21 protein-coding genes are annotated in these 25934 nt (G+C 62.4%); 8 read left to right on the top strand and 13 right to left on the bottom strand.

Annotation, left to right across the window (positions count from 1 at the left end; genetic code table 11):
• Positions 1–186: 186 nt before the first annotated feature.
• Positions 187–1818 carry a LuxR C-terminal-related transcriptional regulator gene (locus tag QNJ86_RS06165; RefSeq protein ID WP_420052741.1) on the bottom strand — a complete coding sequence of 544 codons (1632 nt, stop codon included), beginning with the start codon at positions 1816–1818 and terminating at the stop codon, positions 187–189.
• A 188-nt stretch (positions 1819–2006) separates the two neighbouring features.
• On the opposite strand from QNJ86_RS06165, the gene QNJ86_RS06160 reads away from it, so the two are divergent.
• The 4 genes from QNJ86_RS06160 to QNJ86_RS06145 all read left to right on the top strand — a co-directional run bounded on the left by QNJ86_RS06160 (position 2007) and on the right by QNJ86_RS06145 (position 6668).
• Positions 2007–4424 (top strand): DMSO/selenate family reductase complex A subunit, encoded by a 2418-nt coding sequence (locus QNJ86_RS06160; RefSeq protein ID WP_283831727.1) that lies wholly within the window; start codon positions 2007–2009, stop codon positions 4422–4424.
• Positions 4425–4439: 15 nt separating this feature from the next.
• A complete protein-coding gene (locus tag QNJ86_RS06155; protein ID WP_283831726.1) occupies positions 4440–5078 on the top strand; it encodes a DMSO/selenate family reductase complex B subunit in 639 nt (212 codons plus the stop codon).
• A gap of 105 nt (positions 5079–5183) precedes the next feature.
• The gene (locus QNJ86_RS06150; protein ID WP_283831725.1) at positions 5184–5813 is read left to right on the top strand and encodes a 4Fe-4S dicluster domain-containing protein; all 630 of its coding nucleotides are present in this window, start codon (positions 5184–5186) and stop codon (positions 5811–5813) included.
• Positions 5814–6668 carry a dimethyl sulfoxide reductase anchor subunit family protein gene (locus tag QNJ86_RS06145; RefSeq protein ID WP_283831724.1) on the top strand — a complete coding sequence of 285 codons (855 nt, stop codon included), beginning with the start codon at positions 5814–5816 and terminating at the stop codon, positions 6666–6668.
• Between the two features lie 43 nt (positions 6669–6711).
• Here the strand turns inward: QNJ86_RS06145 and QNJ86_RS06140 are convergent, their stop codons facing one another.
• Positions 6712–7206 carry a MogA/MoaB family molybdenum cofactor biosynthesis protein gene (locus tag QNJ86_RS06140; RefSeq protein WP_283831723.1) on the bottom strand — a complete coding sequence of 165 codons (495 nt, stop codon included), beginning with the start codon at positions 7204–7206 and terminating at the stop codon, positions 6712–6714.
• A 182-nt stretch (positions 7207–7388) separates the two neighbouring features.
• Positions 7389–8645, bottom strand: a complete 1257-nt coding sequence (locus tag QNJ86_RS06135; RefSeq protein ID WP_283831722.1) for a molybdopterin molybdotransferase MoeA — start codon at positions 8643–8645, stop codon at positions 7389–7391.
• 296 nt (positions 8646–8941) lie between these two features.
• Here QNJ86_RS06135 and QNJ86_RS06130 point away from each other — a divergent pair, with 296 nt between their 5' ends.
• Complete coding sequence (locus QNJ86_RS06130; protein ID WP_283831721.1) at positions 8942–9547, top strand: gamma carbonic anhydrase family protein; 606 nt, start codon at positions 8942–8944, stop codon at positions 9545–9547.
• A gap of 147 nt (positions 9548–9694) precedes the next feature.
• Here QNJ86_RS06130 and QNJ86_RS06125 read toward each other — a convergent pair whose 3' ends face one another.
• From QNJ86_RS06125 to QNJ86_RS06115, 3 genes are all read right to left on the bottom strand, one after another.
• Positions 9695–10270 (bottom strand): GNAT family N-acetyltransferase, encoded by a 576-nt coding sequence (locus QNJ86_RS06125; protein ID WP_283831720.1) that lies wholly within the window; start codon positions 10268–10270, stop codon positions 9695–9697.
• 91 nt (positions 10271–10361) lie between these two features.
• The gene (eno, locus tag QNJ86_RS06120; protein WP_283831719.1) at positions 10362–11654 is read right to left on the bottom strand and encodes a phosphopyruvate hydratase; all 1293 of its coding nucleotides are present in this window, start codon (positions 11652–11654) and stop codon (positions 10362–10364) included.
• Between the two features lie 176 nt (positions 11655–11830).
• Complete coding sequence (locus QNJ86_RS06115) at positions 11831–13447, bottom strand: response regulator transcription factor (protein WP_283831718.1); 1617 nt, start codon at positions 13445–13447, stop codon at positions 11831–11833.
• Positions 13448–13643: 196 nt separating this feature from the next.
• Between QNJ86_RS06115 and QNJ86_RS06110 the strand changes: the two genes are divergently transcribed.
• Positions 13644–15380 (top strand): FAD-dependent oxidoreductase, encoded by a 1737-nt coding sequence (locus QNJ86_RS06110; RefSeq protein WP_283831717.1) that lies wholly within the window; start codon positions 13644–13646, stop codon positions 15378–15380.
• 219 nt (positions 15381–15599) lie between these two features.
• Positions 15600–16232, top strand: coding sequence for a Yae1 family protein (locus QNJ86_RS06105; RefSeq protein WP_283831716.1), 633 nt, complete (start codon positions 15600–15602; stop codon positions 16230–16232).
• Positions 16233–16346: 114 nt separating this feature from the next.
• Here QNJ86_RS06105 and QNJ86_RS06100 read toward each other — a convergent pair whose 3' ends face one another.
• Complete coding sequence (locus QNJ86_RS06100) at positions 16347–17192, bottom strand: energy-coupling factor transporter transmembrane component T family protein (RefSeq protein ID WP_283831715.1); 846 nt, start codon at positions 17190–17192, stop codon at positions 16347–16349.
• A 286-nt stretch (positions 17193–17478) separates the two neighbouring features.
• On the opposite strand from QNJ86_RS06100, the gene QNJ86_RS06095 reads away from it, so the two are divergent.
• A complete protein-coding gene (locus tag QNJ86_RS06095) occupies positions 17479–18549 on the top strand; it encodes a type IV pilus twitching motility protein PilT (protein ID WP_283831714.1) in 1071 nt (356 codons plus the stop codon).
• 200 nt (positions 18550–18749) lie between these two features.
• Here QNJ86_RS06095 and QNJ86_RS06090 read toward each other — a convergent pair whose 3' ends face one another.
• From QNJ86_RS06090 to QNJ86_RS06065, 6 genes are all read right to left on the bottom strand, one after another.
• Positions 18750–19847, bottom strand: a complete 1098-nt coding sequence (locus tag QNJ86_RS06090; RefSeq protein ID WP_283831713.1) for a DUF2804 domain-containing protein — start codon at positions 19845–19847, stop codon at positions 18750–18752.
• The gene (locus QNJ86_RS06085; protein ID WP_283831712.1) at positions 19844–20824 is read right to left on the bottom strand and encodes a mechanosensitive ion channel family protein; all 981 of its coding nucleotides are present in this window, start codon (positions 20822–20824) and stop codon (positions 19844–19846) included. The genes QNJ86_RS06090 and QNJ86_RS06085 overlap by 4 nt, the downstream gene beginning before the upstream one ends.
• Before the next feature lie 66 nt (positions 20825–20890).
• Positions 20891–21436 (bottom strand): anaerobic ribonucleoside-triphosphate reductase activating protein, encoded by a 546-nt coding sequence (gene nrdG, locus QNJ86_RS06080; RefSeq protein ID WP_283831797.1) that lies wholly within the window; start codon positions 21434–21436, stop codon positions 20891–20893.
• 10 nt (positions 21437–21446) lie between these two features.
• Entirely contained in the window at positions 21447–23774 is a 2328-nt protein-coding gene (locus tag QNJ86_RS06075; RefSeq protein WP_283831711.1) for an anaerobic ribonucleoside triphosphate reductase, read from the bottom strand.
• A gap of 394 nt (positions 23775–24168) precedes the next feature.
• On the bottom strand, positions 24169–24441 hold the full coding sequence (locus QNJ86_RS06070) for a hypothetical protein (RefSeq protein WP_283831710.1): 273 nt from the start codon (positions 24439–24441) through the stop codon (positions 24169–24171).
• A gap of 3 nt (positions 24442–24444) precedes the next feature.
• Positions 24445–25440: a homocysteine S-methyltransferase family protein gene (locus tag QNJ86_RS06065; RefSeq protein ID WP_283831709.1), complete on the bottom strand. Its 996-nt coding sequence runs from the start codon at positions 25438–25440 to the stop codon at positions 24445–24447.
• Between the last annotated feature and the right edge of the window lie 494 nt (positions 25441–25934).

Here is a 25934-nt window from a genome sequence, read left to right as displayed (position 1 = left end):
CTTCCTCCTTAGGGTCGCCCTTACTGCGCACCTTGCGGTACGCTCGAACCCCCTGAACCCTTAGTATATCATGGAAAACCCCTCGTCGTATGGGGCACACAGAGTGCGGCATGCGACGTGGCCCGCGCGCTCGCCAGCCTACAGCAGCGACTTCTCCGGAAGCTTCGCGCTTAACTTCCCGGGGGTCTACCCCTCCAGGTCGGCCAGCATGTCTAGAAGCTCTTGGCGCTTGTGAATGTCCAGCTTCGTGTAGATGTGCTTGGCGTGGGTGCGCACAGTGTTCTCGCTGATGACCAGGCGCTCGGCGATGCTTGCCATGCTGTTGCCGCGCGCGATGAGTTCCATCACTTCGGTCTCGCGCAGTGACAGCCCATGCTCGTGTTGCAGTTGCAGGCACTGCTTCGACACGCGGTCGCGAATGGCGCCGGCATCGGCGGTGGCCGAGGGACGGTTGCGACGCTTCTTGGGCGGCTCGGCCCCCTCACGCGAAGTCTTCCCGCGCGTCTTCTCCTTCGCCTTCGCTGCCTTCCCCGTCTTCACCGCGCTGGGCTCGGGCATCATGAACTCGATGGGCTCGGCCGCCAGGGTTCCCCTCGACGCCAGCGGCTTGAACAGCGTGCCAGTGGAGGCCAGCAGCGTCAGCCCCAGCACCCAGCTGGACACCATGGCCACGGCGAACAGCGACTCAAGCCCGTCGAGCGAGGCGAAGTCGCTCATCCAACCCAGCAGGAAACCCGCGCTCTGCATGAGGTAGGCCACGCCGCCGAAGAACCCGTAGATGAACACGGGGTTGATGCCGCGGTCGCGCGAGATTTGCGCGCACTGCATCATCATGAGCATCTGCACGAGCGAAAACACCAGGTAGGTGAAGGCCGCGAACAGGTTGAGGTAGCCCGCGCCCAGCCACGGCAGCAGCAGAAACCCGGTGATGACGAGCGGATACACCACGCGAAACACCGTGGTCATGCCAAAGCGGAAGCTCATGCGGAACCACAACACCAAAAGCACCGCCGCCGAGGCCAGCGCGCCCAGCATGGAAGCGCTGTTCACCACCGCAGCCAGTTCTTGATGTAACAGCGCCACACCGCGGATGACGCCGCTGGCAAACGCCAGCGCACCCACCGCAAGCGCGCTGCGCCAGTAGTCCACCACCACCTGGCGATACACGCGTGGATGGTCGCGCGGCACGTCCTCGAACATGGGTTGATCGAGCCGCATCTCGCGCACCGAGAGCGCAATGCACAGCCCGCACAGCGGCACAAACACCAGCGGCACCAGAAACGCCGTGAGCGCGATAGGCACCAGATACAGCGCGAAGTAAATGAGTGGTGCCAGCGCCGAGCCCACGATGAGTCGGAAGTTCCCCTGCGTGGGCGAGAGCGACGCAAAGTAGCGCTGCCACAGCATGAACATACCCGCGCAGCCTATTCCCAGCAGCACGCCACCTCCGGCCACCAGCGCCAGCGCGAGCGCTTCCACATACATGGCGCCAATGAGGCACGCCGAACCCGTAAACACCAGAAGCGCGCTCAACGCCACCAGCATGCGACGCGCGCCGCGCGGGAAGTAATACGACCCCAGCATGCTGGCAACGAACGCCCCGCCAAAAGCGAGCGCCTGCGCCAAGTAAAAGGTGAGCGTGACTTCCGCCGTCTGAAATTCCATCGGCAAAAACGGAAACACCCCGCCCCAAATAGACGTGGCATTCACCGTAAGAAAGCACGCATACCCCCAACTGGATACGTGCGTTTTAAGCGCACTTGACGCCACGTGGCTTCGGCCCCTCCCGCCTCGTCCTCGATAATCTCTTAGTTTCATTATAGTATGAAGCGCCGCTGGGCACGTTGAAGGTTTAGCGAAGCAGCACGCCTTTTCACCCTCACATGCCCCTCATCACCCTTTTCTGAACAGGTAATACGCTTAAATCACATGCAAAGTGTGATCAAGCGAACCGCCTATTAAAGTAGGCTTTCCCACGGAGGAGTTACCAAGAGAAGGAGGGAATTATGGCATTGAACGAAGCAGCGACGCTGTCGCGCCGCACGTTCGTGAAGGGCTCGCTCGCCGGGCTCGCGCTGGCCGGAGCGGCTGGAAGCGCGCTCTACGGCTGCGCGCCCAAGAGCGAGGGCGGCGCTAAGAAGGATGAACCCACAACGGCTGCCGACGAGATCGTCTGGAGTCAGTGCGTCGTCAACTGCGGCGGTTCCTGCGTGCTGCGCTGGCACGTGCAGGACGGCAAGATCCTGTACGCCGAAACCGACAACGTGGGCGACCCGGAAGGTCTACAAGCGCGCGCCTGCCTGCGCGGTCGCACCATCCGTCGCTGGATCAACTCGCCCGACCGCCTCATGCACCCCATGAAGCGCGTTGGCAAGCGTGGCGAAGGCAAGTTCGAGCAGATTAGCTGGGATGAGGCCTACCAAGCCATCGCCGACAAACTTAAGAGCGTCATCGACCAGTACGGCAACGAGGCCGTGTACATGAACTACGGCAGCGGCGTGTCTTCAGCCACGAGCCGCCTGTTCCCGCGCCTTGCCAACCTCATGGGTGGTTACCTGAAGAGTTACGCCGACTACTCCACGAACATGATGCAGTCTGGCATGCCCTTCACCTACGGCGATGAGTGCAACCCCTACGACAGTGTGTTCGCTTCATCTATGTCCGAAGCCGAGAACTCTGACCTGGTGGTCATGTTCGGCAACAGCCCGGCCGACACGCGCATGGGCGGCGCCAACATTGTGTACGACTTCGAGAAGGTGCGCGAGGCCGGCGCGAAAATTGTGAACATCGACTACCGCCTGAACGAGACCAGCGCAGGCCATCCCGACGAGTGGCTGCCCATTCGCACGGGTACCGACGCTGCGCTCGTGAACGCCATCGCCCACGAGCTGATTGCGAATAACCAGGTGAACAAGGAGTTCCTCGACAAGTACTGCGTGGGCTATGACGACGACACCATGCCCGAGTCCGCCAAGGGCCAGAACAAGTCCTACAAGGACTACATCATGGGCACGGGCTATGACATGGTGGAGAAGACGCCCGAGTGGGCCGCCCCCATCACGCAAATCCCCGCCGACCGCATTCGCCAGCTGGCCGCCGACATCGCAGCTTCCAAAGCGCTCTTCGTGGTGCAGGGCTGGGGCTCGCAGCGCCACAACAACGGCGAGAACACGTCGCGCGCCATCTGCATGCTGCCCATCCTTACCGGCATGATTGGCAAGCCGGGCACGAACACGGGCATGCGCGAAGCCGAGCCGTCTGGCATCATTGGAAGCATGCCGAAGGGCAAGAACCCCGTGGTCACTGCCATCAACTGTTATCAGTGGCTCAATGCGGTCGACCATGGTGAAGAGATGACGGCTGCCAAGGACGGCGTGCGCGGCGCCGACAAGCTGTCCACCGGCATCAAGTTCATCTGGAGCTACGGCGGCAACTGCATCACGAACCAGCACTCCGACATCAACCTTGTTCATGACATCTTGCAGGACGAGAACAAGCTTGAGTGCCTCGTGGTTATCGACACCGTCATGACCGACACGGCCAAGTACGCCGACTTCCTGCTGCCCGACGCCATGCGCGCCGAGCAGATGCACATGGCCGGCAACGGCTACGCCGAGTACTACAACGGCGTTTTGGTGGGCGGCCCCGCACAGGATGCTCCGGGCGAAGCGCAGAAGGAATACGACATCGTATCCGGTATTGCCGATAAACTGGGCATGAAGGATGACTTCACCGAGGGCAAGACGCAGGAGCAGTGGATCGAAGAGATTTACAAGAAGTCCGCTGAGGCCGATGGCAACATGCCCAGCTGGGACGAGATCAAGTCTCAGGGTCACTACAAGCGCGAGCTGGAGCCCGTCATTGGTCTGGCCGACTTCATCTCTGACCCCGTGGCAAACGCCCTGGCAACGCCTTCCGGCAAGATTGAGATTTACGCCGAGCGTCTGGCCGAGACGGCTGCGAAACTGGAGCTGGCCGAAGGCGACGTTGTTACCCCCATCCCCGTATTCGACCCGGGCTATATGGGCTATGGCAGCACAACCGACGAGTTCCCGCTGTACTGCTCTGGCTTCCACTACAAGAGTCGCACGCACTCCTCTTACGGTGGAGTGGACGAACTGAAGCAGGCATGCCGCCAGCAGATGTGGATCAACCCCTTGGACGCCGAAAGCCGCGGCATCGCCAATGGCGATCAGGTGTCCGTCAAGAGCCCCGTGGGCGAACTGCGCATCGAAGCGAAGGTTACGCCGCGTATTATCCCTGGTACTGTGGGTATTCCGCAAGGTGCGTGGCACGACGCCGACATGTCAGGCGACCGCATTGACAAGGGCGGCTGCATCAACACCATCACACCCTACCATCCCTCGCCGCTCGCGAAGGGCAACGGCGTACACTCGCTCATCGTCCAAGTAGCGAAAGCGTAAAGGAGGAACGCAACCATGACCCAGTACGGTTTCTATTTCGATAGCGCACGCTGCACGGGCTGCAAGACCTGCGAGATGGCGTGCAAGGATTATAAGGATCTGCCTTCGACCATCGCCTTCCGCAAGGTGTACGACTACGAAGGCGGCACGTGGACCGACGCCGGCAACGGCACCTACACGTCCGACACCTTCGCCTATCATGTGTCGCTGGCTTGCAACCATTGCGCCATGCCGGCCTGTATGGCGAAGTGCCCGTCGGGTGCCATTGAGAAGGACGGCAAGACGGGGCTTGTACGCATTGACCAGGAGAAATGCACGGGCGTGGGCGTGTGCGTAACCACGTGCCCCTACAACGTGCCCATTTTGGATGCAACCACGAAGAAGGGCGTGAAGTGCGACGGTTGCGCCGATCGTGTGGCCGAGGGCATGAACCCCATCTGCGTAGAGTCGTGCCCGGTGCGTGCGCTGGAGTTTGGCGACATCGAAGAGCTGCGCTCGAAGCATGCCGGCACCGTAGCAGGCATTGCGCCTCTGCCCTCGCCAGACGAGACCACGCCGTCTCTGGCCATCAACCCCTGCCCTGCCGCTAAGGAGGTAGGCGACACCACGGGTGCCATCATGAACGAGAAGGAAGTTACGGACATTCCGGCGTAAAAGCCCAACACGCACCTCCCTTTTCAAGCAGCCGCGCCGTCCCTCCCGGCGCGGCTGTTCTTTTTTCGTATAATGGCACGAACGACGAAAGAGGAAAGCAATTTCATGGCGTTTGGGTTCTTCTTCGATAATGCGCGCTGTACGGGATGTAAGACCTGCGAGATGGCGTGCAAGGATTACCATGACCTCGGTGTTGAGGCCACGTTCCGGCGCGTCATTGATTACGAAGGTGGCACGTGGCGGCCCGCCCATGGTGCGGGAGGCGTAGAAGAGGTCGAGGGCGTGTTTGCCTACCATGTGTCGCTTGCGTGCAACCACTGCGGAAACCCCGCGTGCACGAAGGTGTGCCCTACTGGCGCCATGCACAAGGACGAAGCCGGGCTTGTGTGGCCTGACGAGCGCAAATGCATTGGTTGCGGCTACTGCACGATGGCGTGCCCTTACCACGCTCCCTTCATTGACCAGCGCCTCAAGCGCAGTTCGAAATGCGACGGGTGCCGCGAACGACAGGCCGAAGGCAAGCTTCCGATATGTGTGGAAGCTTGCCCCACGCGAGCGCTCGACTGCGGCGAACCGCTTGAGTTGGCGCAGCGGCACCCGGATGCCGTGCGCTCGATTCTGCCACTGCCGGCCGAGGACGCCACCTGGCCCAACCTGCTGATAGCCCCCTCCCCCGCCGCGCTGCTTGCGGCCGAGACCGGCCAGGGTTCCATCGCGAACTGGGAGGAGATTTAGATGTCCAGCGGCTTCGACGAGTTCTCGCTTGCCGTGTTCACCACGCTTGCGCCGGCGGGCGCGCTGGCGTTTGTGGCGGTGGCGCTTGCGCGGCTGTTCGCGCGCGACCACGATGCAGCGGTGCGACTGGATCGCATAACCGCTCTGCCGTTTTCCGTGATGCTGGTGGGGTTCATCGCCTCGGCCACACACCTGGGGACACCGGCCAACGCGCTGCATGTGTTCTCGGGCGTGGGCCGCTCGCCGCTGTCAAACGAGGTGTTTGCCGCGGTGATGTTCTTGTTTTTGGTGGGGTCGTACTGGATGTGCGCGTTCAAGCGGCACTTCCCCGACGCAGTGGCGCGCCCATGGCTGGTGCTGGCCAGCGTGGCGGGGCTCGCGTTTGTTGCGTGCACGTCGCTGGCCTACTCCGTGGACACCGTACCCACGTGGAATACGCTGTTCACGCCGGTGAACCTGTGGCTGTCGGCGCTTTTAGCGGGCCCGACGCTGGGGCTGCTGTTCTTGCGCGTGGCGCGCGTTGATGCGCGCAGGCTGAGCGCGGCGCTGGTCGTTGTGGCGGCGTTAGCCCTGGTAGCGGGCACTGTCATGCTGTATCTACACCACCAAAGCTTGGGCGGGATAGCGAACAACGAACTGATAGCCAGCGCGCTTGTACCCGACTACGGCTCCGCCATCATCTTCCACACCCTCACCGGAACCGCCGGCTGCCTCTGCGCCGCCCTGTCACTGCGCCGCTTCGCCAGCCCCCGCACCGCCCTCGCCCTCACCGGCGCAGCCTCAATCCTCGTCCTGGTAGCCGTCTTCGTAACAAGAATAGAATTCTACCAACTACATTTGACTGTAGGGTTTTGAGGAAAGGATGGCAAGTTTCGATGATTGACAAGCTGTCGAAACTCTAGTGTCCTCCGCCGGCCATCATTTTGGCGGCGTGGGGGAGGGCGGCGGCTATGCCGTCCCAGTTTTCGCGGGCGGCTTTTTCGCTACCAGGGAGGTTGATTACCAGGTGGCGGCCGCGCTGCATGCACAGGGCGCGCGACAGCATGGCGAACGGCGTAATGGCCAGCGAGTGGGCCCGCATGGCTTCGGCGATGCCGGGCACGTTGCGCTCGCACACATCCATCGTGGCCTCGGGCGTCACGTCGCGCAGGGACAGACCGCTTCCGCCGCACGTCAGCACGATGTCCACGTCCAGTTCGTCGCAGGCGTGCACGATGGCAGCGCCAATATCGGCACGCTCGTCCTTCACCACCACGTGGTCAACGCACGTCCAACCCTTTTCGGCAATGAGCGCCTCCAGTGCGGCGCCAGCCGTGTCTTCCTTCATGCTGCGCGTATCGGAGCACGTGATAATAGCGAAGCTAATGGGCTGGTCTTCATGGGAATGCGACATATTCGTTCCTTTCCCGCAGGTTGGCGTTAGTAAGTCAGCGAGAAGGGCTGTGGTGCGTCGAATTCGTGGGATCGCAAGGGCGAAGCGTACTTCGTACGCGAGTCCTTGGGATCGCGCGAAGGCGGCGTGCCACAGCCCTTCGCAGCGTCGGGTCACTCCGGCGGCCGTTAGGCCGACGGAACCTATAGACTTACTTCCTCGGACACATCTAATAGCACGCACTCGATTACCGAGCCGGCTGTGCGCGAATCGAGGCCTTCGGGCATGATGGCCATGCAGTTGCTGCGCTGGATGACGCCGAACAGGCCCGAGCTCTGGTTCTTCGCGGGAGCCACCACATACTCGCCGTCCTCGTCGCGATACAGCGTGCCGCGCAGGAAGATGCGGCGCGGGTCATTCTTCTTCACGTCGCGCGACAGCTTGGCCTTCACGCGCGGACGCTCGAAGTGATGATATCCCTGCATCTTGCGCAGCGCCGGGCGGATGATCATCTCGAAGCCCACGTAGGCCGCCGCCGGGTTGCCGGGCAGGCCAAACACGGGCGTACCGCGCACGACGCCGAACGTCTGGGCCTTGCCAGGGCGCATGTTCACGGTGGTCATCAGGAGTTCGCCCAGTTCATCCACCACGGGCTTGATGAAGTCGAAGTCGCCGTTGGAGGCGCCACCGCTCGTTACCACGAAGTCGTACTCATCCACGGCGGCCGAGACGGCGGCCGCAAGAGCCTCCATCGTGTCCTCCACGATGGGCAGGATGACCGGCTCCGCACCGGCAGCCTGCGCGCACGCGGCCAGCGCGTAGCTGTTCGAATTGCGAATCTTGCCGGGCGTGGGCACCTCAGTGGGGTCAACCAGTTCGCTGCCGATGGAGATAATGGCCACACGCGGACGCCGATGCGTGGGTACCTCCACCACGCCGCAGCCCGCGAGGAACCCGACGCCAGCCGAGCCGATGACCTCGCCCTTTTCCACCACTGTCTCGCCCGCCTTGGCTTCCTCGCCCGCCTCGCGCACGTTGGCGCGCTCCTTGGCGGGTGCGCGGAACGCCACGCGGCTGCCAGGCTTGCCGTCGCCATCCACCACGTCAACAATTTCGTACTTCACCACGGCATCGGCGTCGTCGGGCAGCGGCGCGCCCGTCATGATGCGCACGCACTGACCAGCCTCAATGGGCCCCTCGTACACATCGCCAGCAGCTACCTCGGCAATGACGTCCATCTGAACGGGCGCTTCGTCACTGGCCTCAGCCAGTTCAGCCGCGCGCACCGCAAAGCCATCCATAGCCGAATGCGCGAACGGCGAGATGTCGATATCGCTGGTGAGGTCGGCGGCGGCCACGCGGCCCACGGCCTCCAGCACCGGCACCGTTTCCACCGGCAGCACGTCCACGTGCGCCAGCACCAGGTCGCGAGCCTCTTCGACCGAGATCATTTCTTTCATCGGTTCCCCTTCCGTGAAAAAGCGCGCCTTCCATCCTGCGCCTTCAAGTGACAACAGGCCCGGAGGTGCGCGTTATGGCATGGGGTTTATTATAGCGCTAGAAGTATAGTTCAGGCGGGCGACTTTAGCACGAGCCCACGCGCGACTCAGCCCGAGCCCACGCCCGGAAACACGGAGCAGCCACGCCCCATGAAGTTCCGCTGGTGAAGCGCCCCCGCCCCGTGCTTTTGAGCAAGCGTGGCGCGTGCGTTGTTTATAATGGGGAGCCACATTTTCACACGGGAAAGGAATTCCGCATGTCTCTCACCGATACCATATGCCCGCAAGAACCCCAGCCCAACCGCTACCGTCGCGTAAAAGCGCATCCCACGGCGCGCCTTTCGCCTACTGCCAGCATCATGGGCGACGTCACCCTTGGGCGCGATGTATGCGTGCTCGATTTCGCCTGCCTACGCGGGGACGACGAGGCCATTTTCATTGGCGACGAAACGAACATCCAGGAAGGCGCCATCGTGCACGTGTTCGAGGGCTTCCCCGTCACCGTGGGTCAGCATGTGACCGTGGGCCACCGCGCGCTGCTGCACGGCTGCACCATTGGTGACAATACGCTGGTAGGCATGGGCGCCACCGTCATGAACGGCGCGCGCATTGGCTCGGGATGCGTGATTGCAGCCGGCGCGCTGGTGTCGGAGGGTAAGGAATTCCCCGACAACTGCCTGATCATGGGCGTACCGGCGCGTCTGAAGCGCATGCTTTCACCCGAGGAAGTACAGCGGATGTGCACCGACGCGGGCGACGAATACCTCCGCGTAAGCGCAGCCATGCTGGAAGAAGGCCTCCTGTGCCACCCTGCGCCCGACATGAACGTGCACGTGCCAGAGGTGGGCGCGACGCAGGAGTAGAAGTTGCGCCCCTCCGGCAGGTGGTAGTGCTCGCGCGTCAGGGGCGAAATGACGCGGCCTCGTATACTCCAACCAGGGCTTTTAGGTTATCCCTCAACGGTGTTGCCAGGCCCGCCATCAGCCCCTCTGCGCTGCCGCGTGCCGCCCTCACGAAACAAAGGGCTTGCCCGAAAGCGGCGACACCACACTCGACAGGGGAAGAACCCGCTTGTCCTCGCCTTCCGGCAACTCGTTAATGAGGGAGCAGAACCGCTCCGGGTCAAACCCCGGCCCCTTACAAAGCGCCTCGTACACGTCGTCCTCGAAGCACACCGTGTAGCCGGTAGGCTCAAAGCCGTTGCGCAGGTAGAACTCCCGGCGCCGTTTCCGCTGTTCAAGGTTTGGTGCTGCTTCGTCTATGGGCTCGATGTCCAGCATGAGCGTTTTTCCTGCGCAGCGCTTGCTCACGTCCGCGAGGATGCGCGCGCCGTAACCCTTCGACCGCACGCGCTCGTCCACGGCCAAGTACAGCACGTACGCCATGTCTGCGCCCTCAATCATGAACACGAAACCGCAGAACTGGCCCTCGTCGTGGTATGCCAGCAGCGACACCTCGTCGCGACGTGCTTGCTCGGTCAGAAACGAGTACGGCACCAACTCGTACGCGGGAAACGCGGCCGTCAGCAGGCGCTCCACGTCGCACGCGTCGTCACTTCCCTCAACTACTTCGCATGCTGTCAGCATGTGCAAAACCCTCTCTCTCACCACCAACGCAAAGCGGGCCAGGCCGCCCTTCCCCCAGGTCAGCCCAGCCCGTTCACAGCAAATTCAGCGTCTAGCGGCTGATGTTGTAAAACGCATTCATGCCGGCATACACGGCGGCGGTGTCCAGCTCCTCCTCGATACGCAGCAGCTGGTTGTATTTCGCCACGCGATCGCTTCGGCAAGGCGCGCCGGTCTTAATCTGGCCAGTGTTGCAGGCCACGGCCAAGTCGGCGATGGTGGTGTCCTCGGTCTCGCCGGAGCGGTGGCTCATGACGCAGGCATAGCCAGCCTGCTTCGCCATCTCAATGGCCTCAAGCGTTTCGGTGAGGCTACCGATCTGGTTCACCTTGATGAGGATGGCGTTTGCGCAGCCCATTTCGATACCCTTGGCCAGGCGCTTCGAGTTTGTGACGAACAGGTCATCGCCCACCAGCTGCACACGGTCGCCGATGCGGTCGGTGAGGGCCTTCCAGCCGTCCCAGTCTTCCTCGGCCATGCCGTCTTCAATAGAGATGATGGGGTACTTGTTGACCAGGGCCTCCCAGTAGTCCACCATTTCCTCGCTTGTGAGCTCGCGGCCTTCGCCCGCCAGCACGTACTTCTGCTTGTTCACGTCATAGAACTCGGTCGAGGCCGGGTCCATGGCGAACATGATGTCCGTACCCGGGGCGTAACCAGCCGCTTCGCAGGCCTTTACAATGTACTCAAGCGGCTCTTCATTCGTCTTGAAGTTGGGGGCGAAGCCGCCCTCGTCGCCCACACCGCCGCCGAGGCCGGCGTCGTGCAGCACCTTCTTCAGCGTGTGGTAGATCTCGGCGCACCAGCGCAGCGCCTCAGCGAACGAGTTGGCACCCACCGGCATGATCATGAACTCCTGGAAGTCCACGTTGTTGTCGGCGTGCACGCCACCGTTCAGGATGTTCATCATGGGCGTGGGCAGCAGGTGCGCGTTCGCGCCGCCTACATATTTATAGAGCGGTAGCTCGGAGGACTCGGCCGCGGCCTTTGCGCAGGCCAGCGACACGCCCAGGATGGCATTCGCGCCGAGGGCACCCTTGTTGTCGGTGCCGTCCAACTCTAGCATAATGTCGTCAATGGTGCGCTGGTCGTCGGCCTCAAGGCCCACCAGAGCGTCGGCGATTTCCTCGTTCACGTGCGCCACGGCGTCGAGCGTACCCTTGCCGAGGTAGCGATCTTTGTCGCAGTCGCGCAGCTCCACGGCCTCAAACGCGCCGGTCGAAGCGCCCGACGGCACGGCGGCGCGACCGAACGCCCCGTCCTCCAGCACAACCTCCACCTCAACGGTAGGGTTGCCGCGCGAATCCAAAATCTCGCGCCCGAACACATCGATGATGACGCTCATGAATGCCTCCTCAAAGTTTCATCCCGCTTCGCCGTTGCCCGTCGAAGCCTTGACTTCGGCAATCATAGCACGCCAGAGCCTCGCCACCAGATTCTACGGCCGTTTCCCACAACCCCGCCGACAAACGGTTACCGACTGCGACAGCCAAAAGGGCGCTGCGTGCAGGCGCGAGGCGGTTACTCTTCGAGGGGACGTTCGGAAGCGTCCGCGGCGAGGTCTTCACGTTCGCGCGCCAACAGGTCGGCGAGTTCTTGTTGGGAGTGAACGGCCAGCTTGCGATAGATGCTGCGGACGTGTGTTTTAACCGTGTCGGGCGACACGGACAGCTCTTCACACACGGCGCGGCGCGACTTACCTTGCGCCAGAAGCAGCATGACTTCGCTTTCGCGTTGGGTGATGCCGCGTTCGGTGGCGACGAACTTCACGATGCCAGCTAGATCGCCCGTCGCAAGGCTGCTTTCGCCCGGGCGCACGGTTCCCCAGCCGTATTTCAGGTTGCTACCGCTTGAAAGCAGCAGCGCCGCTGCCAGCACAAAGCATGCCACGAGGCTTGCAAGCAGTGCGGCATCGGAGGACGCAACACCGCTCAAGAAGGCCAGGGTCACGCCGCTGCCTGCCACCGCCCCACAGAAGAGCGCTGCCCCCGGACAACTGGCAATCCACGTGGCTGGCAGACCCATGTTCTTCATGAGGCAGGCACCAAGGCTCCAGAGCACCAGGTCGAGGAAGCAAAACGCCGCCGCAAGCACTGCGCCGCCCACCGCCGTGGTGTCTGGTAGCAACGCCAGAAGCACAAATCCAGCAGCCACGAACGGAAACGCCACCTTATACACCAGCCGGTTGAAGTCCAGCCGCAAAAACACCAGCGTAGCGAACAGCAGCCCCACGGCCACCATTTGCCCCACCGCGCGCAGCAAGACTTCGGCAGAAGCCGGCACTGCAGCACCGACGCCAACCATGCCAGCCACGCCGGCCGCACCTTCCACGGCTCCCGTACCTCCCGCAATTCCCAGCGCAAACACACCGGCGAACAGCACGCCCGCCGCCGCGCCCTGCACAAACGACGTAGCAACAAACTTCGCCGGAAACGGCAGCGGTACATCAAGCCCGTGCCCAAAGTAGCGCACCCGCGGAAACCCGCTCACCACCGCGCGCAGCAGCGCCATACTCGCAAACGGCAGCACGAGCGCCACCACCAAAAGCGGCGTTTCGCTCGCCCCCGCAGCATCGCCTACCAGCGTCAAAACCGCCAACGCTGCCGCCGCTATTAGCGTGGCTGCCATGCCCTGCGAGAGCGTTTGCTGCGTACCAATCCAGCCGAACACGCGGTCAATTTCCACCCGGAACAACGCACAGCCCGCACCCATGACCACACTCGACAGCGCATAGAGCGCCCAACGTGCCGCGACGGGTAAACCCGTATCCAGCGCCCACACCAAATGAAGCGCCGCCGCCAGCGTCATGAGCGAGGCAAGTGCCACCATCCACGACGGCGTGCTCGGCACCTTCCGTGTCTTTTTGAACCACACGGCAATAACCACACTCGCGGCGGCCATACACGCAAGCGGGCCCATCCAAGCGGGCATGAGCAGCGCCAACCCTGTCTCACCGCCAGCACCTTCGGCACTCAGCGCAACAGCTGGCCCCGTACAGCAGGCTATCATCCACACCAGATAACAGGCCATCGCAAACGCAATGCGCGGCTGCCCCGCGACAGCATGACCAAGACCGACGCGCACACGCACGCGATCGCCCGGCTCATTGAACAGATGACGAACGTGACTTTCCTTCATGGGCCCTCCCCTTCCCTTCTCTCAGGATACCGTGTCTCGCCTCACCCCCCGGGGTGAAAACAGGCGAATCGGCATTTTCCCTGGGATGGGCGAAGAGGCCCACCCGCCGCGCGTGCTAGGGTGCAGGCAACGCACGGCGCGGAGGGCGCTGGGCCGCGACAGGCACCGCCGTCGCGAAGGAGGGAAGGGGTTTTCAATGGAAAACGAGAAACTGAGTATGGATCGTCGTAGCTTCCTTAAGGGAGCGTTCGCCACCGGAGCCGTGGGTGCGGCCGCCGTCACCGGCATGGGCGCGCTGGCCGGATGCGCGGCGCAGCCAAAAGAAGGTACGGCCGGCGCGTCGACCTCGGACAACAAGAAAACAGGCGGCACGTACGACTTCGAAACAGCACCCGATCCTATTCCTGAGAGCGACATCAAGGAAACCGTGGATGCTGACGTCGTGGTCATCGGTGCCGGATTCTCCGGCCTGTGCTGCGCGCTTTCGGCGGCCGAAAACGGCGCGAACGTGGTCATGCTGGAACGCATGGACCACGTAGTAGGTCGCGGCGGCTCCATCTACGCCATGAACTCGAAGCTGACGAAGGAAAAGGGCTACGAGTGCTCCGTGGAAGAAATCGCCCAGCGCTACAAGCGCATGATGGGATACCACTCCTACCGCGTGGACGGTCGCAAGTGGATGATGCACTTTAACCGCTCGGGTGAGGCCATGGACTGGCTCATCGACCGCATGACCACGGCCAGCTCCGTGGGCGGCGACGACCTCACGCCCGTCATGGAGCACTGGTACGAGGACCCGGAGAATATCAACGGCGAATTCCCCGGCACGCACGAGTTCCTTGATGGCCCGAACGGCAAGGGCCCCGACGACAACCCGCAGCAGGACGTGTGCGCAAACATGGCGCTGTACTGCGAAAAGGCTGGTGTGGACATCCGCTATCAGACGGACGCGCAGCAGCTGGTGAAAGAGGGCGACAAAGTGATTGGCGTCGTGGCGAAATCCGGCGACGGCTACGTGCGCTTCAACGGCAAAAATGGCGTGGTCATTGCCACGGGCGACTTCGGCCAGGACAAGGACATGCTGGAGAAGTACATTCCGTGGGCGGCACATCAGACCGAGTTTGGCGGCATCTGGAACGGTTCGGGCCACAAGATGGCGTACTGGGCCGGCGCGGCAGTGGACAAGAACGAAACACCCACGCCCATGATTTTCTGCTTCCAGTGGCGCTCCATCACGCGTCAAGTGCGCGCGTTCCAGGGCCTCATGGTGAACGAGGACGGACGCCGCTACGACAACGAAGACAACGTCATCTCGCATGGCGGCCTGGCGCTCATGCACGAGAAGGGGCATCACGCGTACGCCATCTGGGACGATGACTACGCGAACGAGCCGGGCTGGCAGAACCATCGCTACGTGGATGGCCCGAAGGTGTTCGACACGCCCGATGACGTGCGCGCGTACTGGCAGACCGTCGTTGATGGCCCTGGCACCATCAACATGAACGGCTCTGGCGACATTCCCGTGAAGATGATCAAGGCCGACACGGTGGAAGAACTGGTGGAGAAGCTGGGGCTGCCGAAAGACGAGGCGCTTAAGACCATCGAAGCGTACAACGGCTACTGCGAGAAGGGTGTCGACGAAGAGTTCGGCAAGCGCAAGGAACTGCTGCTGCCCATTAAGAAAGGCCCGTTCTACGGCATTGAGTGCACGCCGTGGTTCCTCACCACGGTGGGTGGCATTCGCTGCAACGAGGACATGCAGGTCATGAACGAGGACAACGAAGTTATCGAGGGCCTGTACTGCCTCGGCTCCACCGTAGGCGATATGTACTGCAACGCGTACTCCACGCACTTCCCGGGTCACAACCTGGGCGGCACATGCCTGACCTTCGGCTACGTAACCGGCCGCAAGCTAGCAGGCGCCGAGAAGTAAAACTATTCCTCCCTCCCCATACGTACGGAACGCGGCACCCCCCAGGTGCCGCGTTCCGCGTTGGGGTGGTTTTGCTAAATCGTACTTTGCTAAATCGTAACTTAGCAAAGTACGATTTAGCAAAACGGCCTCGTTGGATAAAAGACAAAGACTCAGCTAGGGTTTTGGCTGAAGCTTGTATCATGGGGAGAATGAGAGTGGCCGGGAGGAGAGGTGACTATGATGCGTTGCGAGAATGGATATGTGCGCGTGTTTGCGGTAGCAGTTGTGGTGGCATTGGGGCTGGGCGCTTGCTGGACGTTGGCGGGATGCTCGGGGGTCTCGGGGGTGAGTGAGGCTGACGTGCAGGCGGCTCGTGAGCAGGGGTATCGTGAAGGATTTGACGCGGGACGCGACGAGGGGTATCAGGCCGGCTTCGACGAGGGCACAGTAAGCGGGATGCAGAAAGCGCAGGACGAAGCCGCGGCTGCGGCTGCGCCCGAGCAGCCGGCGGTTGCCGAGGTCATCGACACGCCGTATTACAGCATAGCCATCCCGGCCGCCTGGGAGGGGACATACTACTACGAGTACACCGAGGGTTTCGGCAACCAGACGACCGTTGCCGGAGACCGCGGCGAACTGGTTGAGGTGCGCAACAAGGCCGACGACAAGCTGCTGTTCTCTGTCGCCTGCGGGAGGAATGGCTACGACGGCATTGGCAACGGCCTCATTGAGGAAGAGATCGGACGCTCGACGGTAGAGCCGGGATATGCCATTCTCATCGGCCGAAGCATCTCAAACAATTACGGCGACGAAATCAAAGGCTACGGTTCAGTTCCGCGTTCGGCCCGAACCGCAATGCGGAATACGTGAAGTACATCACTATTAAGTAGGTTGAAGGGTGCGACGGCGCGCGTTGATGTTCGCAGGCAGGTGCATCTGCGCTGCTTGCGGATGAATGCGCTCGCTTCGCCTTCCCCATCGCCCCTACAACCACGCGGCGAGGGCGACGCACGTGGCGAGTCCAAGCGCCAAGACCGCGACGCTTCCTCCCGTGAGACGCTGGGCAGCAAGCGACGTGCGTTCCACCTCGGGCGCCCCGTAGCAGCGGGCGTCCATGGCTATGGCCAGCGAATCAGCGCGGCGAAACAGGCCTACGAACAGGGGAATGAGTACCGTTTGCCACGCGCGCAGCCGCTCCCACAGGTTCCCTTCCGCAAACGCGGCACCGCGCGCCCACTGGGCGTCGTGTACGCGACCGAATTCCTCGGCCGTCACGGGAATAAAGCGCAGCGCCAGCGAGAACACCATAGCCACATCATCCACCGGCACGTGTAGCCGTCGCAGCGGACGCAAAAACGCCGCGAGTGCATTGGTAAGCTCGGTGGAGGTGGTGGTGTACGTAACCACGAGGCTGGCCGTAACCAACAGCACGATACGCACGGCGAAGAAGCACCCGCGCGCCAACCCTGCCGGCACCAGGCCAAACGACCCCATAAGCGCCACGGGCGGCACGTCGGCCAACACGCCGGAAGACACGTCCCCCAAGCCACCGGGGGCTCCTGCCGCCGCAGCCGCAACCACATCGAGCGAAAACGCGTTGAACACCACCGCAAACGCCGCAATCACATACACCGGCACCAGCAGCGCGAAAAACCGCCGCACCGGTATGCCCGACGCAATCACCGCCGCCGCAAACAGCAGCGCGCACAACCCCAATCCCGTCCACGTGCGCACGAAAAACAGCGTCAGCGAGTACGCCAGCAACAGCAGCACCTTCACGCGCGCATCGCACGCATGAACAGGCGAAGTTCCAGGAATGTAAGAGCTCACAGAGATACGCATGCAGGCAGTATGCCACAACCACCCCACCCCGTAAGCACCCAGGTTGACAATTCCGCGCGATCAGCGGGCGATTACACCACAACGTTGTTATCTTCGCCATTATCAGTTTGGGAGGGGCATCATGGCATTACGGAGACAGAGGCGCACGAAAGCAAGGGTATAATGCGTCCATGGCTTCCCCAACGAACGAAACTCCTGCCGCTGACCACCGTTGACTACTGCCGCTAACCGCCACACTATTCCGGGCCTGCACCCCGCACGAGGAGCGAAAACAATGAAACTTGATGAACTGCTGCAGGAGATAGTGGACGCACATGCGTCCGACCTCTTTATTGTGGCGGGCCTGCCCCTGTCCTACGTGGTGAGCGGGCGCCAAATACGCATGAACTCCGCACCGCTTATGCCCAAGGACACCGAGACGTTTGTGCAGGCCATTTACGAGGTTTCGGGCCGCAGTTTTCAAAGCTTCTTGGACAACACCAACCACGACGACGACTTCTCGTTCGCCCTCGCGGGCGTTGGCCGGTTCCGCGCGAACATTTTCCGCCAGCGCGGCTCGTATGGCGCGGTGGTGCGCGTGATTCCCTTCGGCCTGCCCGACCCCTCCGACCTGCATATTCCCGAGGAAGTGCTGCGCCTGTCGCGGCTGCAGAAAGGGTTGTTGCTAGTCACCGGGCCGGCTGGCGCGGGTAAGTCCACCACGCTTGCCTGCATAGTTGACCGCCTGAACCACGAGCGTATGGGTCACATTATTACGATGGAGGATCCCGTTGAGTACGTCCACAAGCACGGAACCTGCATCGTTACGCAGCGCGAGGTGCCTACCGACATCGCCACGTACGGCGAGGCGCTGCGCTCGGCGCTCCACGAAAGCCCCGACGTCATTCTACTGGGCGAAATGCGCGACTACGAGACCATCGCCACGGCCGTCACCGCCGCCGAAATGGCGCAGCTGCTGCTCAGCACGCTGCACACCACCGGCGCAGCCAACACGATAAGCCGCATCATCGACGTCTTCCCCGCTGCGCAGCAGTGCCAGATTCGCCTTCAGCTGTCCATCGCGCTGCAAGCAGTGGTGTCGCAGCAGTTGGTGCCCACTGTGGATGGCGAAGTGCTGCCGGCGTTCGAAATTATGGTGGCAAACAGCGCCATCCGGACGCTCATTCGCGAAAACAAGACGCATGGGATAGAAAGCGTGCTTGCCCTCGGCAACTCAAGCATGCGCACCATGGATCAAAGCCTGTTCAACCTCGTAAAAAGCGGCCGCGTAAAAGCAGAAACCGCCCTCCACTACAGCATCTACCAGGAAGATTTGGAACGCCGTTTTGAGGAAGAGGGTTTTTAGGCGCTCTCTTTGCGCAGGTTGGTGCAACGAAAGCCCAGGTTGGCGTAGTATGCCAGCGAGAAGGCCTGAGGTGTTCGAGATCGTCCCGTTTCGCGGCCGCGCGTGCTTCGCACGTAAGGGCAAGCGAAAAAGGGGCGAGATCGAATGTCTCAGGCCTTCGCAGCGTCGGCTCGTTTCGTCGTTCGTCAGAACGACGAAACTTAGTATACGTTGTGGACTACTTCGGCGGAGCCTTGGAGGTTTGCGATGCGGAAGGGGGTGCCGTCGTCGAGGGTGACGGTGCCGTTGAAGGTGCCGAAGACCTGGTGCTGGTCGGTGCGCACCACAAGGGCGTTGATGCAGTCGGCGCGGTCGATGGCGGGCGTGAACAGGAGGTCGAGGCGGCCTTCGTCGTCGGTGACGTGCCAGGGCGCCATGAGGTCGTAGCGGTCGGAAACCGAGCGCGCAGACGCGGCACCAGCCTTTTCGGGCACACCAAAGTCAACGTGATGGAGCTTGTGAGCAGCACCGTCGACGAACACCATGTTCTCAGATGCAGCGGAGGTGTCGCCGAACCCGTACCCCAGGTTCAAACCAAAGCGGCGCGCGTTGCGGCCCGGTTCGCAACCGCCGCGACCATCCTGCCAGCCTTGCGCCACGCCCCAGTACCAGGTATTATCACGCGTCCATACACCGCGACCCCAATCGAGCAGCCCGAACGAGGTATCGGGGCTAAACCCATGCACAAGCAGGCCTTTCTTGAAGCTGCCGCGGGCGCGCAGGGCCACAATCTTGCGGTTGTAATAGAACGCGAGCCTATCTTCGGCCCACGGCGTGGCAATGACCATGGAATCCACGGGCTCGTCATCCAGTACGGCATCGAACACGAGGTCGTCCGAGCCGTCGAAGTTCGCGAACCGCGCGCTCAGGCGGCGCGTGCCCCCGGCCACTTCAAAGCGGAAGGAGACACGCGCGTTCTCAAACGTAGACACGCCATCATCGGATGAAGCAGGCAACTTGAAACGGCCGAGCGGAAACGGTGTGATGACGCTCGTGGTTTTGTACGCCCCCTGCGCGAAGTCGATCACCGAGGCCGAAATCATGCCAAGGTAGCCCAAATCGCCCAGCGTGAGCGCCACCGCATAGTCATTGTCGTTCACCAGGTAGTAGTCCCACTCCTTGATGCGCCAGCGGGGAGCTTTGATGCGGCTGCGGTCGTAGGACAGCAGCGGCTCGGTAGCCCAGCCGCGCGCGGCAAGCGAGCCGTCGTCGGCGTGAAGCGGGCCAGCGTCGAGGATGCGCGTTTCCAAACCCATCATCGTCCCTTTCCTTGGTTAGCGGAAGTGCCGTCGGGCGCGGAAGCAGGCGTGTCGGTGCTGGCGTTTGCGGAGGAATGTGTGCTGGTGGAGGCCTCGTCGCCCTCGCCGCTCATCTGTGCGCTCGCAGCAACTTCAGCACCTTCCTGGGGCGCATCGGCCCACAGGTCGGCCGCCGGGTGTTCTTCCGCTTCCACTCGCTCGGCACCGGCTTGGCGTGTGAGGGGCGCCACGGCGCGCACCACCGCATCGGCCGCGCGCGAAGCGGTGCGGCTGTCGGCCACCTTGAACGAGATGGAACCCTTGAAGCCGTCGCCATCAATTTCCGTGAGCAGAGCGGTGGGATCCTTCGTCAACTTCGCCACGCTATTGGCCGCCTCAAGCGCCGCGTGCTCGATGGCATGCACCACCTCGTCGAGGCGCGCGCCGTCGGCCGTTACCACAAAGGCCACGCTCACCTGGTTCGTCGGTGGCAGGTGCGTGAGTGCCGTCTTATTGATGATTGAGTTGGGAATAATTACTTCCTCGCCCTTCGCATTCTTGATGGTGGTGTGTCGCCACGTGACATCCTTCACCACACCGGTGGAGGTGCCCACCTGAATGTTGTCGCCCGGCTTCACAATGCGCATGAGCGACACCTGCAAGCCGCCTATCAGGTTCGATATGGTGTCCTGGAAGCCCAACGAAATGGCGATGCCGCCAATGCCCAGCGCCGTGATGGCCGCGCTCACATCCACGTTGAAGCTGGTGGACAGCATGATACACACGCCCAACACCCATACGGTGCCGCGCGCGATGTTCACGAAGATGGAGCTGGAGGGCAGATTCTTTTCCTCGTTGAAGTGGAGAAGGTGGCGCAAAAAGCGGGTGACCAGGCGCGCGACAACCGCTGTGACCGCCAAAATGATGACCACCGAGAGGGCCGTGTTGATCCAGTCGGCGCGCACGAGGCTGTCGATATGTTGGAGAAGTTGCTCCATAACGCTATCCTACCATGTCAGGTGCGCCGTCGTCTCGCCGCGTGCCGAAATGGCGAACGGCGCGTGTCACCACGACGCGGGTTTGCGGGGAAGGTAGTCCTCAGTTTCCCATAGAACCACGTGCCCTGCGCGCTGCGTGGCGGGAACGTCGATCAACCGTTGGTTGGAGGAGCCGCGCCATTTGAGTTCGAAGGAGTGGCACGCCTGCACGAAGGGGCCGTCTACGAGGACGTCGGTTTGTTGGAGCAGGTCGCGCGCCGCAGGGTCGGGCACGCCGGCGGCCAGTTGCTCGTAGGTGTAGCCGGAGTACGTCCACACGTTGAGGCCAAGCACGCGGCACTGGCGTGCGAGTTCAGTGCAAGCAGCGGCCTGCTCGAACGGCTCGCCGCCTGAGATGGTGATGCCCTGCGCCAGCTTGTTCGCGGCGATCTCAGCCACGAGGTCGTCAATGGCGCGCACCGTCCCGCCCCCACACGGCTGACTGTCGGGGTTATGACATCCGGGGCACCCATGCGAACACCCCTGCACAAACACGGCAAAGCGCAGCCCTGGCCCATCAACAATGGAATCCGGAGCCGTACCATAAAGCCGAATGGTGGTGGGGGTGGTCACTTTCAACCTGCTACATTTGGTGTTTTACTCTGTCGGCTTCTTCGGCGCGTTTGGCGTCGTTGAAGCGGTCGAGGGTTCCTACGAGGTAACCGGTGATGCGGCGGATGCGCTCGAAGGACTGGCCGTGCTCTTCTTCGGTGCGGCCGCACTTGGGGCACACGTCGCCGATGATGCCGTTGTAGCCGCAGACCGGGTCGCGATCGACCGGGTGGTTCACCGAGCCATAACCGATGCCAGCTTCCTTCATGTGACGGATAACGGCCTCAAACGCCTCCAGGTTGTCGGTGGGATCGCCGTCCAGCTCAACGTAGGAGATGTGGCCCGCGTTCGTCAACGCATGGTACGGCGCCTCAATCTCAATCTTGTCGAACGCGCTGATGTCGTAATACACCGGCACGTGGAAGCCGTTCGTGTAGTAGTCGCGGTCGGTGATGCCCGGCAGTGAGCCGTAGCGCTCGCGGTCCATGCGCACGAAGCGGCCCGAAAGCCCCTCAGCCGGCGTGGCAATGAGGCCGTAGTTCAGCCCGCGCTCGGCCGAGATGCGGTCGAGGTAGCTGCGCATATGCCCAATAATTTCCAGGCCCAAATTCTGCGATGCCTTCGACTGGCCGTGATGCTGGCCAGTCAGCGCCACGAGCGCCTCAGCCAGGCCGATGAAGCCCACCGACAGCGTGCCGTGCTTTAGCACCTCGCGCTGCTCGTCGCCCGGCGCCAGTTTCTCGGAGTCAATCCACACGCCCTGCCCCATGAGGAACGGTGCGTTGTACACCTTCTTGCGCGCCTGAATTTCGAAGCGCTCGTCCAGCTGGCCCACCGTGAGTGCCAGCTTCGCGTCCAACAGGTCGAAGAACAAATCGATGTCGCCCTTGGAGCGGATGGCGAGGCGCGGCAGGTTGATAGACGTGAACGAAAGATTGCCGCGACCAGGCGTGATCTCGCGGTCGGGGTCGAACACGTTGCCCATGACGCGCGTGCGGCAACCCATGTAGGCCACTTCCGTCTCGGGCGTGCCCTTGTAGTACTGGATGTTGAACGGCGCATCAAGGAAGCTAAAGTTGGGGAACAGACGCTTCGCCGAGCAATGCATAGCCAGCTTGAACAGGTCGTAGTTCGGATCCTCGGGGTTGTAGTTCACGCCTTCCTTCACGCGGAAAATCTGCACGGGGAAGATGGGTGTTTCGCCGGAGCCCAGGCCTTCTTCGGTGGCCAGCAGCATGTTCTTCACCACCATGCGGCCTTCGGGGCTGGTGTCCATGCCGTAGTTCACCGAGCTGAACGGCGTTTGCGCGCCGGCGCGGGAGTGCATGGTGTTCAGGTTGTGCACGAGCGCTTCCATCGACTGGAATGTGGAGCGATCGGTGTCGGCCTGGGCGTTTTTCGCGGCGTAGGCGAGCGTCTTGGTGGTCGTTGCCTCGTTTACGCCAGCCTCCACGAGCGCGGCGTGCAGGGCGGCCTCAAAGCCTTCGTCCATCGTAAGGCTGGCCCACACACCTGTCTCTTCTTCAACGCGCGCAAGCGTGTCCTGCGCGAAGGTGCGGGCGTCTTCCACCACGCCATCGGCCAAGAGGTCAAGCGCCTCGGCCAGGTGCTTCTTGTACAGGCGGCGATACGTCTTGCGCACGCCCTCGGCCAGACCGTAATCGAAGTCGCAGATGGCCTGCCCGCCGTGCTGGTCGTTCTGGTTGGACTGAATGGCAATGCAGGCAAGCGCCGCGTAGCTGGAGATGTCGTTCGGCTCGCGCAGCACGCCGTGGCCCGTGGAGAACCCGCCCTTGAAGAGTTTGCGCAGCTCAATCTGGCAGCACGTGGTGGTAAGCGTGTAGAAATCCATGTCGTGGATGTGGATGTCGCCCTCGCGATGGGCGCGCGCGAACTTCGGGTCGATGACGCACATCTCGTAGAACTGCTTGGCCGATTCGCTGCCGTACTTGAGCATGGTGCCCATGGCGGTGTCGGCATCGATGTTGGCGTTTTCACGCTTCATGTCCGAGTCGCTGGCCTTGGAAAACGTGATGTCCTTGAGCGTTTGGATGAGGCGGCTGTTCACGTCGCGGGCGCGGCTGCGCTCGGCGCGATAGAGGATGTAGGACTTCGCCGTCTGTACGAAGCCAGACTCGATGAGCGTTTCCTCAACGAGATCCTGGACGCCCTCAACCGTGGGCGTGCCTTCGATGGCGCCAGCCTCCAGCTTGTCGACCACCTTCTGCGCAATTTCCTCGGCCGCCGCGCGATCCTGCATGGCGCCGCATGCCTGGAAGGCGCGCTCCACCGCCTCGGCAATCTTGCTCTGGTTAAATTCCGCCGTGCGGCCGTCGCGTTTGATGATGGTGGTGACCATGCGTCGTATCCCTCCGTGTCGGTTGCGTTGTGTGCGTTGTTCCGTCGTCTGTGTTTTCGCAGTATGAGCAGTGCGTTTGGGAATGTTATGCCCACGGTTTCCACTGCCTATGAGTGCTTTTTCCACAACATGTTGTGGTGCAAGCACGTTTTAGCGTGGACATATAGTACCGGGAGGATGCCGAGAAAACAAGGGGGATAATTGTTACAAAAAGAGTTCCATTCGTAATCACGCAGGGCAACCACCGAATCTCCACAGGAGACGGAGGGCGTATGAGGGTGAGCGGCTGGAGCGTGAGCGAGGCCCAGCGGCGGGCAGCGGGCGAAACGCGCAGGGAAGTCACCGAGGGCGGACAGCAAGCGAAGCGCGCGGGGAGCCGGGGGCGAAGACGGCTCTACTCCACCGTACCGTAGACTTGGCCCCAGGCGTGACCGCCGATAGACGAGTTAATTTGGTCGCACAGCCGCTGGCGAGTGTACGACCCAGGCGGCAACAGACGCACCACTTCCAGAAGATCCTCCGGCAAATCAGCCGCCTCGGCCGCAATGATTACGTCCAGTCGGCGCACACTTTTCTGCGTGGGGTCCGCGAACAGACCATCCACCACATCCTGCAGCGCGCCGTAGAAGGGGCTGCGCTCAATGTTGGAACCCTTAGCTGCAGCCATGCGCTACCTCCCCTCGGCAAGAGCCGCGGCAACGCTCTCGCGAGCAGCAGCCAGGCGCTCTTCTAAACTGGGCTCAACCTCGCCCGACACCGACGTGCGGTCTTCGTCGCAGCGCCGGGCCACGTCCAGACCATCGACCGTCGCTGCAAGAGCACCCGTGTAAGCAGGCGTCACATCACCCACGGCGCGCAGGAACTGCGCCCCGGCGCTGCGCAAACGCACAGCGGCACCCACCAGGGTGTCCGGGCAGAAGTAAGGGTTCTCCGGCGTGACATCTCCCTGGCGCGGCGCGTGTGAAGCCACCCGCAGCTGCACCAGCACAGGCAGCGAGCACGCCTGCACGGCGCGTTCACAGAGCGCCACAGCTTCGTCCTCGGGTGCACCGGTGGTAAAGCCCGCCACGCATGCGCCAAACTCTTCCATCACTGCCACAGCCTCTTCAAGCGTGGTGCGGCCGTCGGCCAGCAGCCCGTCGGGTTCCACCTGTATGGACGCGAAGGCGGGGTGGTCACTCATCTGACGCACGCCCATAAGCGCACACTTCAGGTCAACCGCGCTCGTAAAGCCCTCAAGGAAATAGGCGTCGAAGGTGCCGCCTTCGAACGCGCGAGCCGCGCGAGCATACTGACTGCGATTCTCGTTGAGCGAGGCAGCGCTTGAGCCATCGAGCGGCAGCCCGCAGGGGCCGATTTCAGCCAGCACGTGCTGAGGCTTGAGTTCAGCCACTGCATCGAGCGCCGCATGCGCCACCTCAGACGCGCGGTCTTCCATGCCATGATGCGCCAGCCGAGCCGGCGCAATGCCTTCCGTCGTGGTGACAAGGCACTTCGCCCCGGCGAGCGACTCCAAGCGCAGGGCATCGACCACCGCCTCGGGCTCCACCAGGTTGAGATATTCCAGGTCACGTCCCACATCCACACCCTGGCGGGCGAGCACGGCAGTGAGCGGGGCGGACAGCACAAGCATGTCCTTGTGAAGGCGCAGCGTGATATCAGGCATGACAGTTCCTTTCGTCGAAGCCATGATACCGAAAACGCCGCGCCGCCGCGCCCGGTTCCGCCGAATTCCCGCACGTTTCGACAGAAGGCCCATCGGCCGAGCCCCTTCTTCCCTTTTTGTCAAATCTCACGCCGCCGTGAGCGGAGGCGCTGACGGCGCGAGCGGAGAAAAAAGCAGGCGGCTGTGCATTTCACCGATCATGCACGGCCGCTGCACAAGACGAACACGCTTGCGCCATACGTTTTTCAACGTCGGACCCTATAATGGGCCCTGCAAGCGAAAGGCTCCCCTCCTTTCAACTTGCACTGCTTGTACCCCTTACAAAGCAGTAGCGATGCCCCGAGCATCGCATCATCCCCTCCTTGTGGCCCGGTGGAGCTCCCCTCTCCCCCGGGCCGATCTGTTTGTTGCGCTGGCCTGCCGGCCACCGGAACTTCTCGACGCTGCGAAGCTTATTGGTTCCGGCGGCCTGCCGACCACCGGAACTTCTCGAC

Origin of the sequence: Gordonibacter faecis (assembly GCF_030077735.1) — a bacterium.
GTDB classification, from domain to species: Bacteria; Actinomycetota; Coriobacteriia; order Coriobacteriales; family Eggerthellaceae; genus Gordonibacter; species Gordonibacter faecis.
Note: the sequence above shows the minus strand (reverse complement) of the source record. Positions and strands in the feature narration are given on the sequence as shown.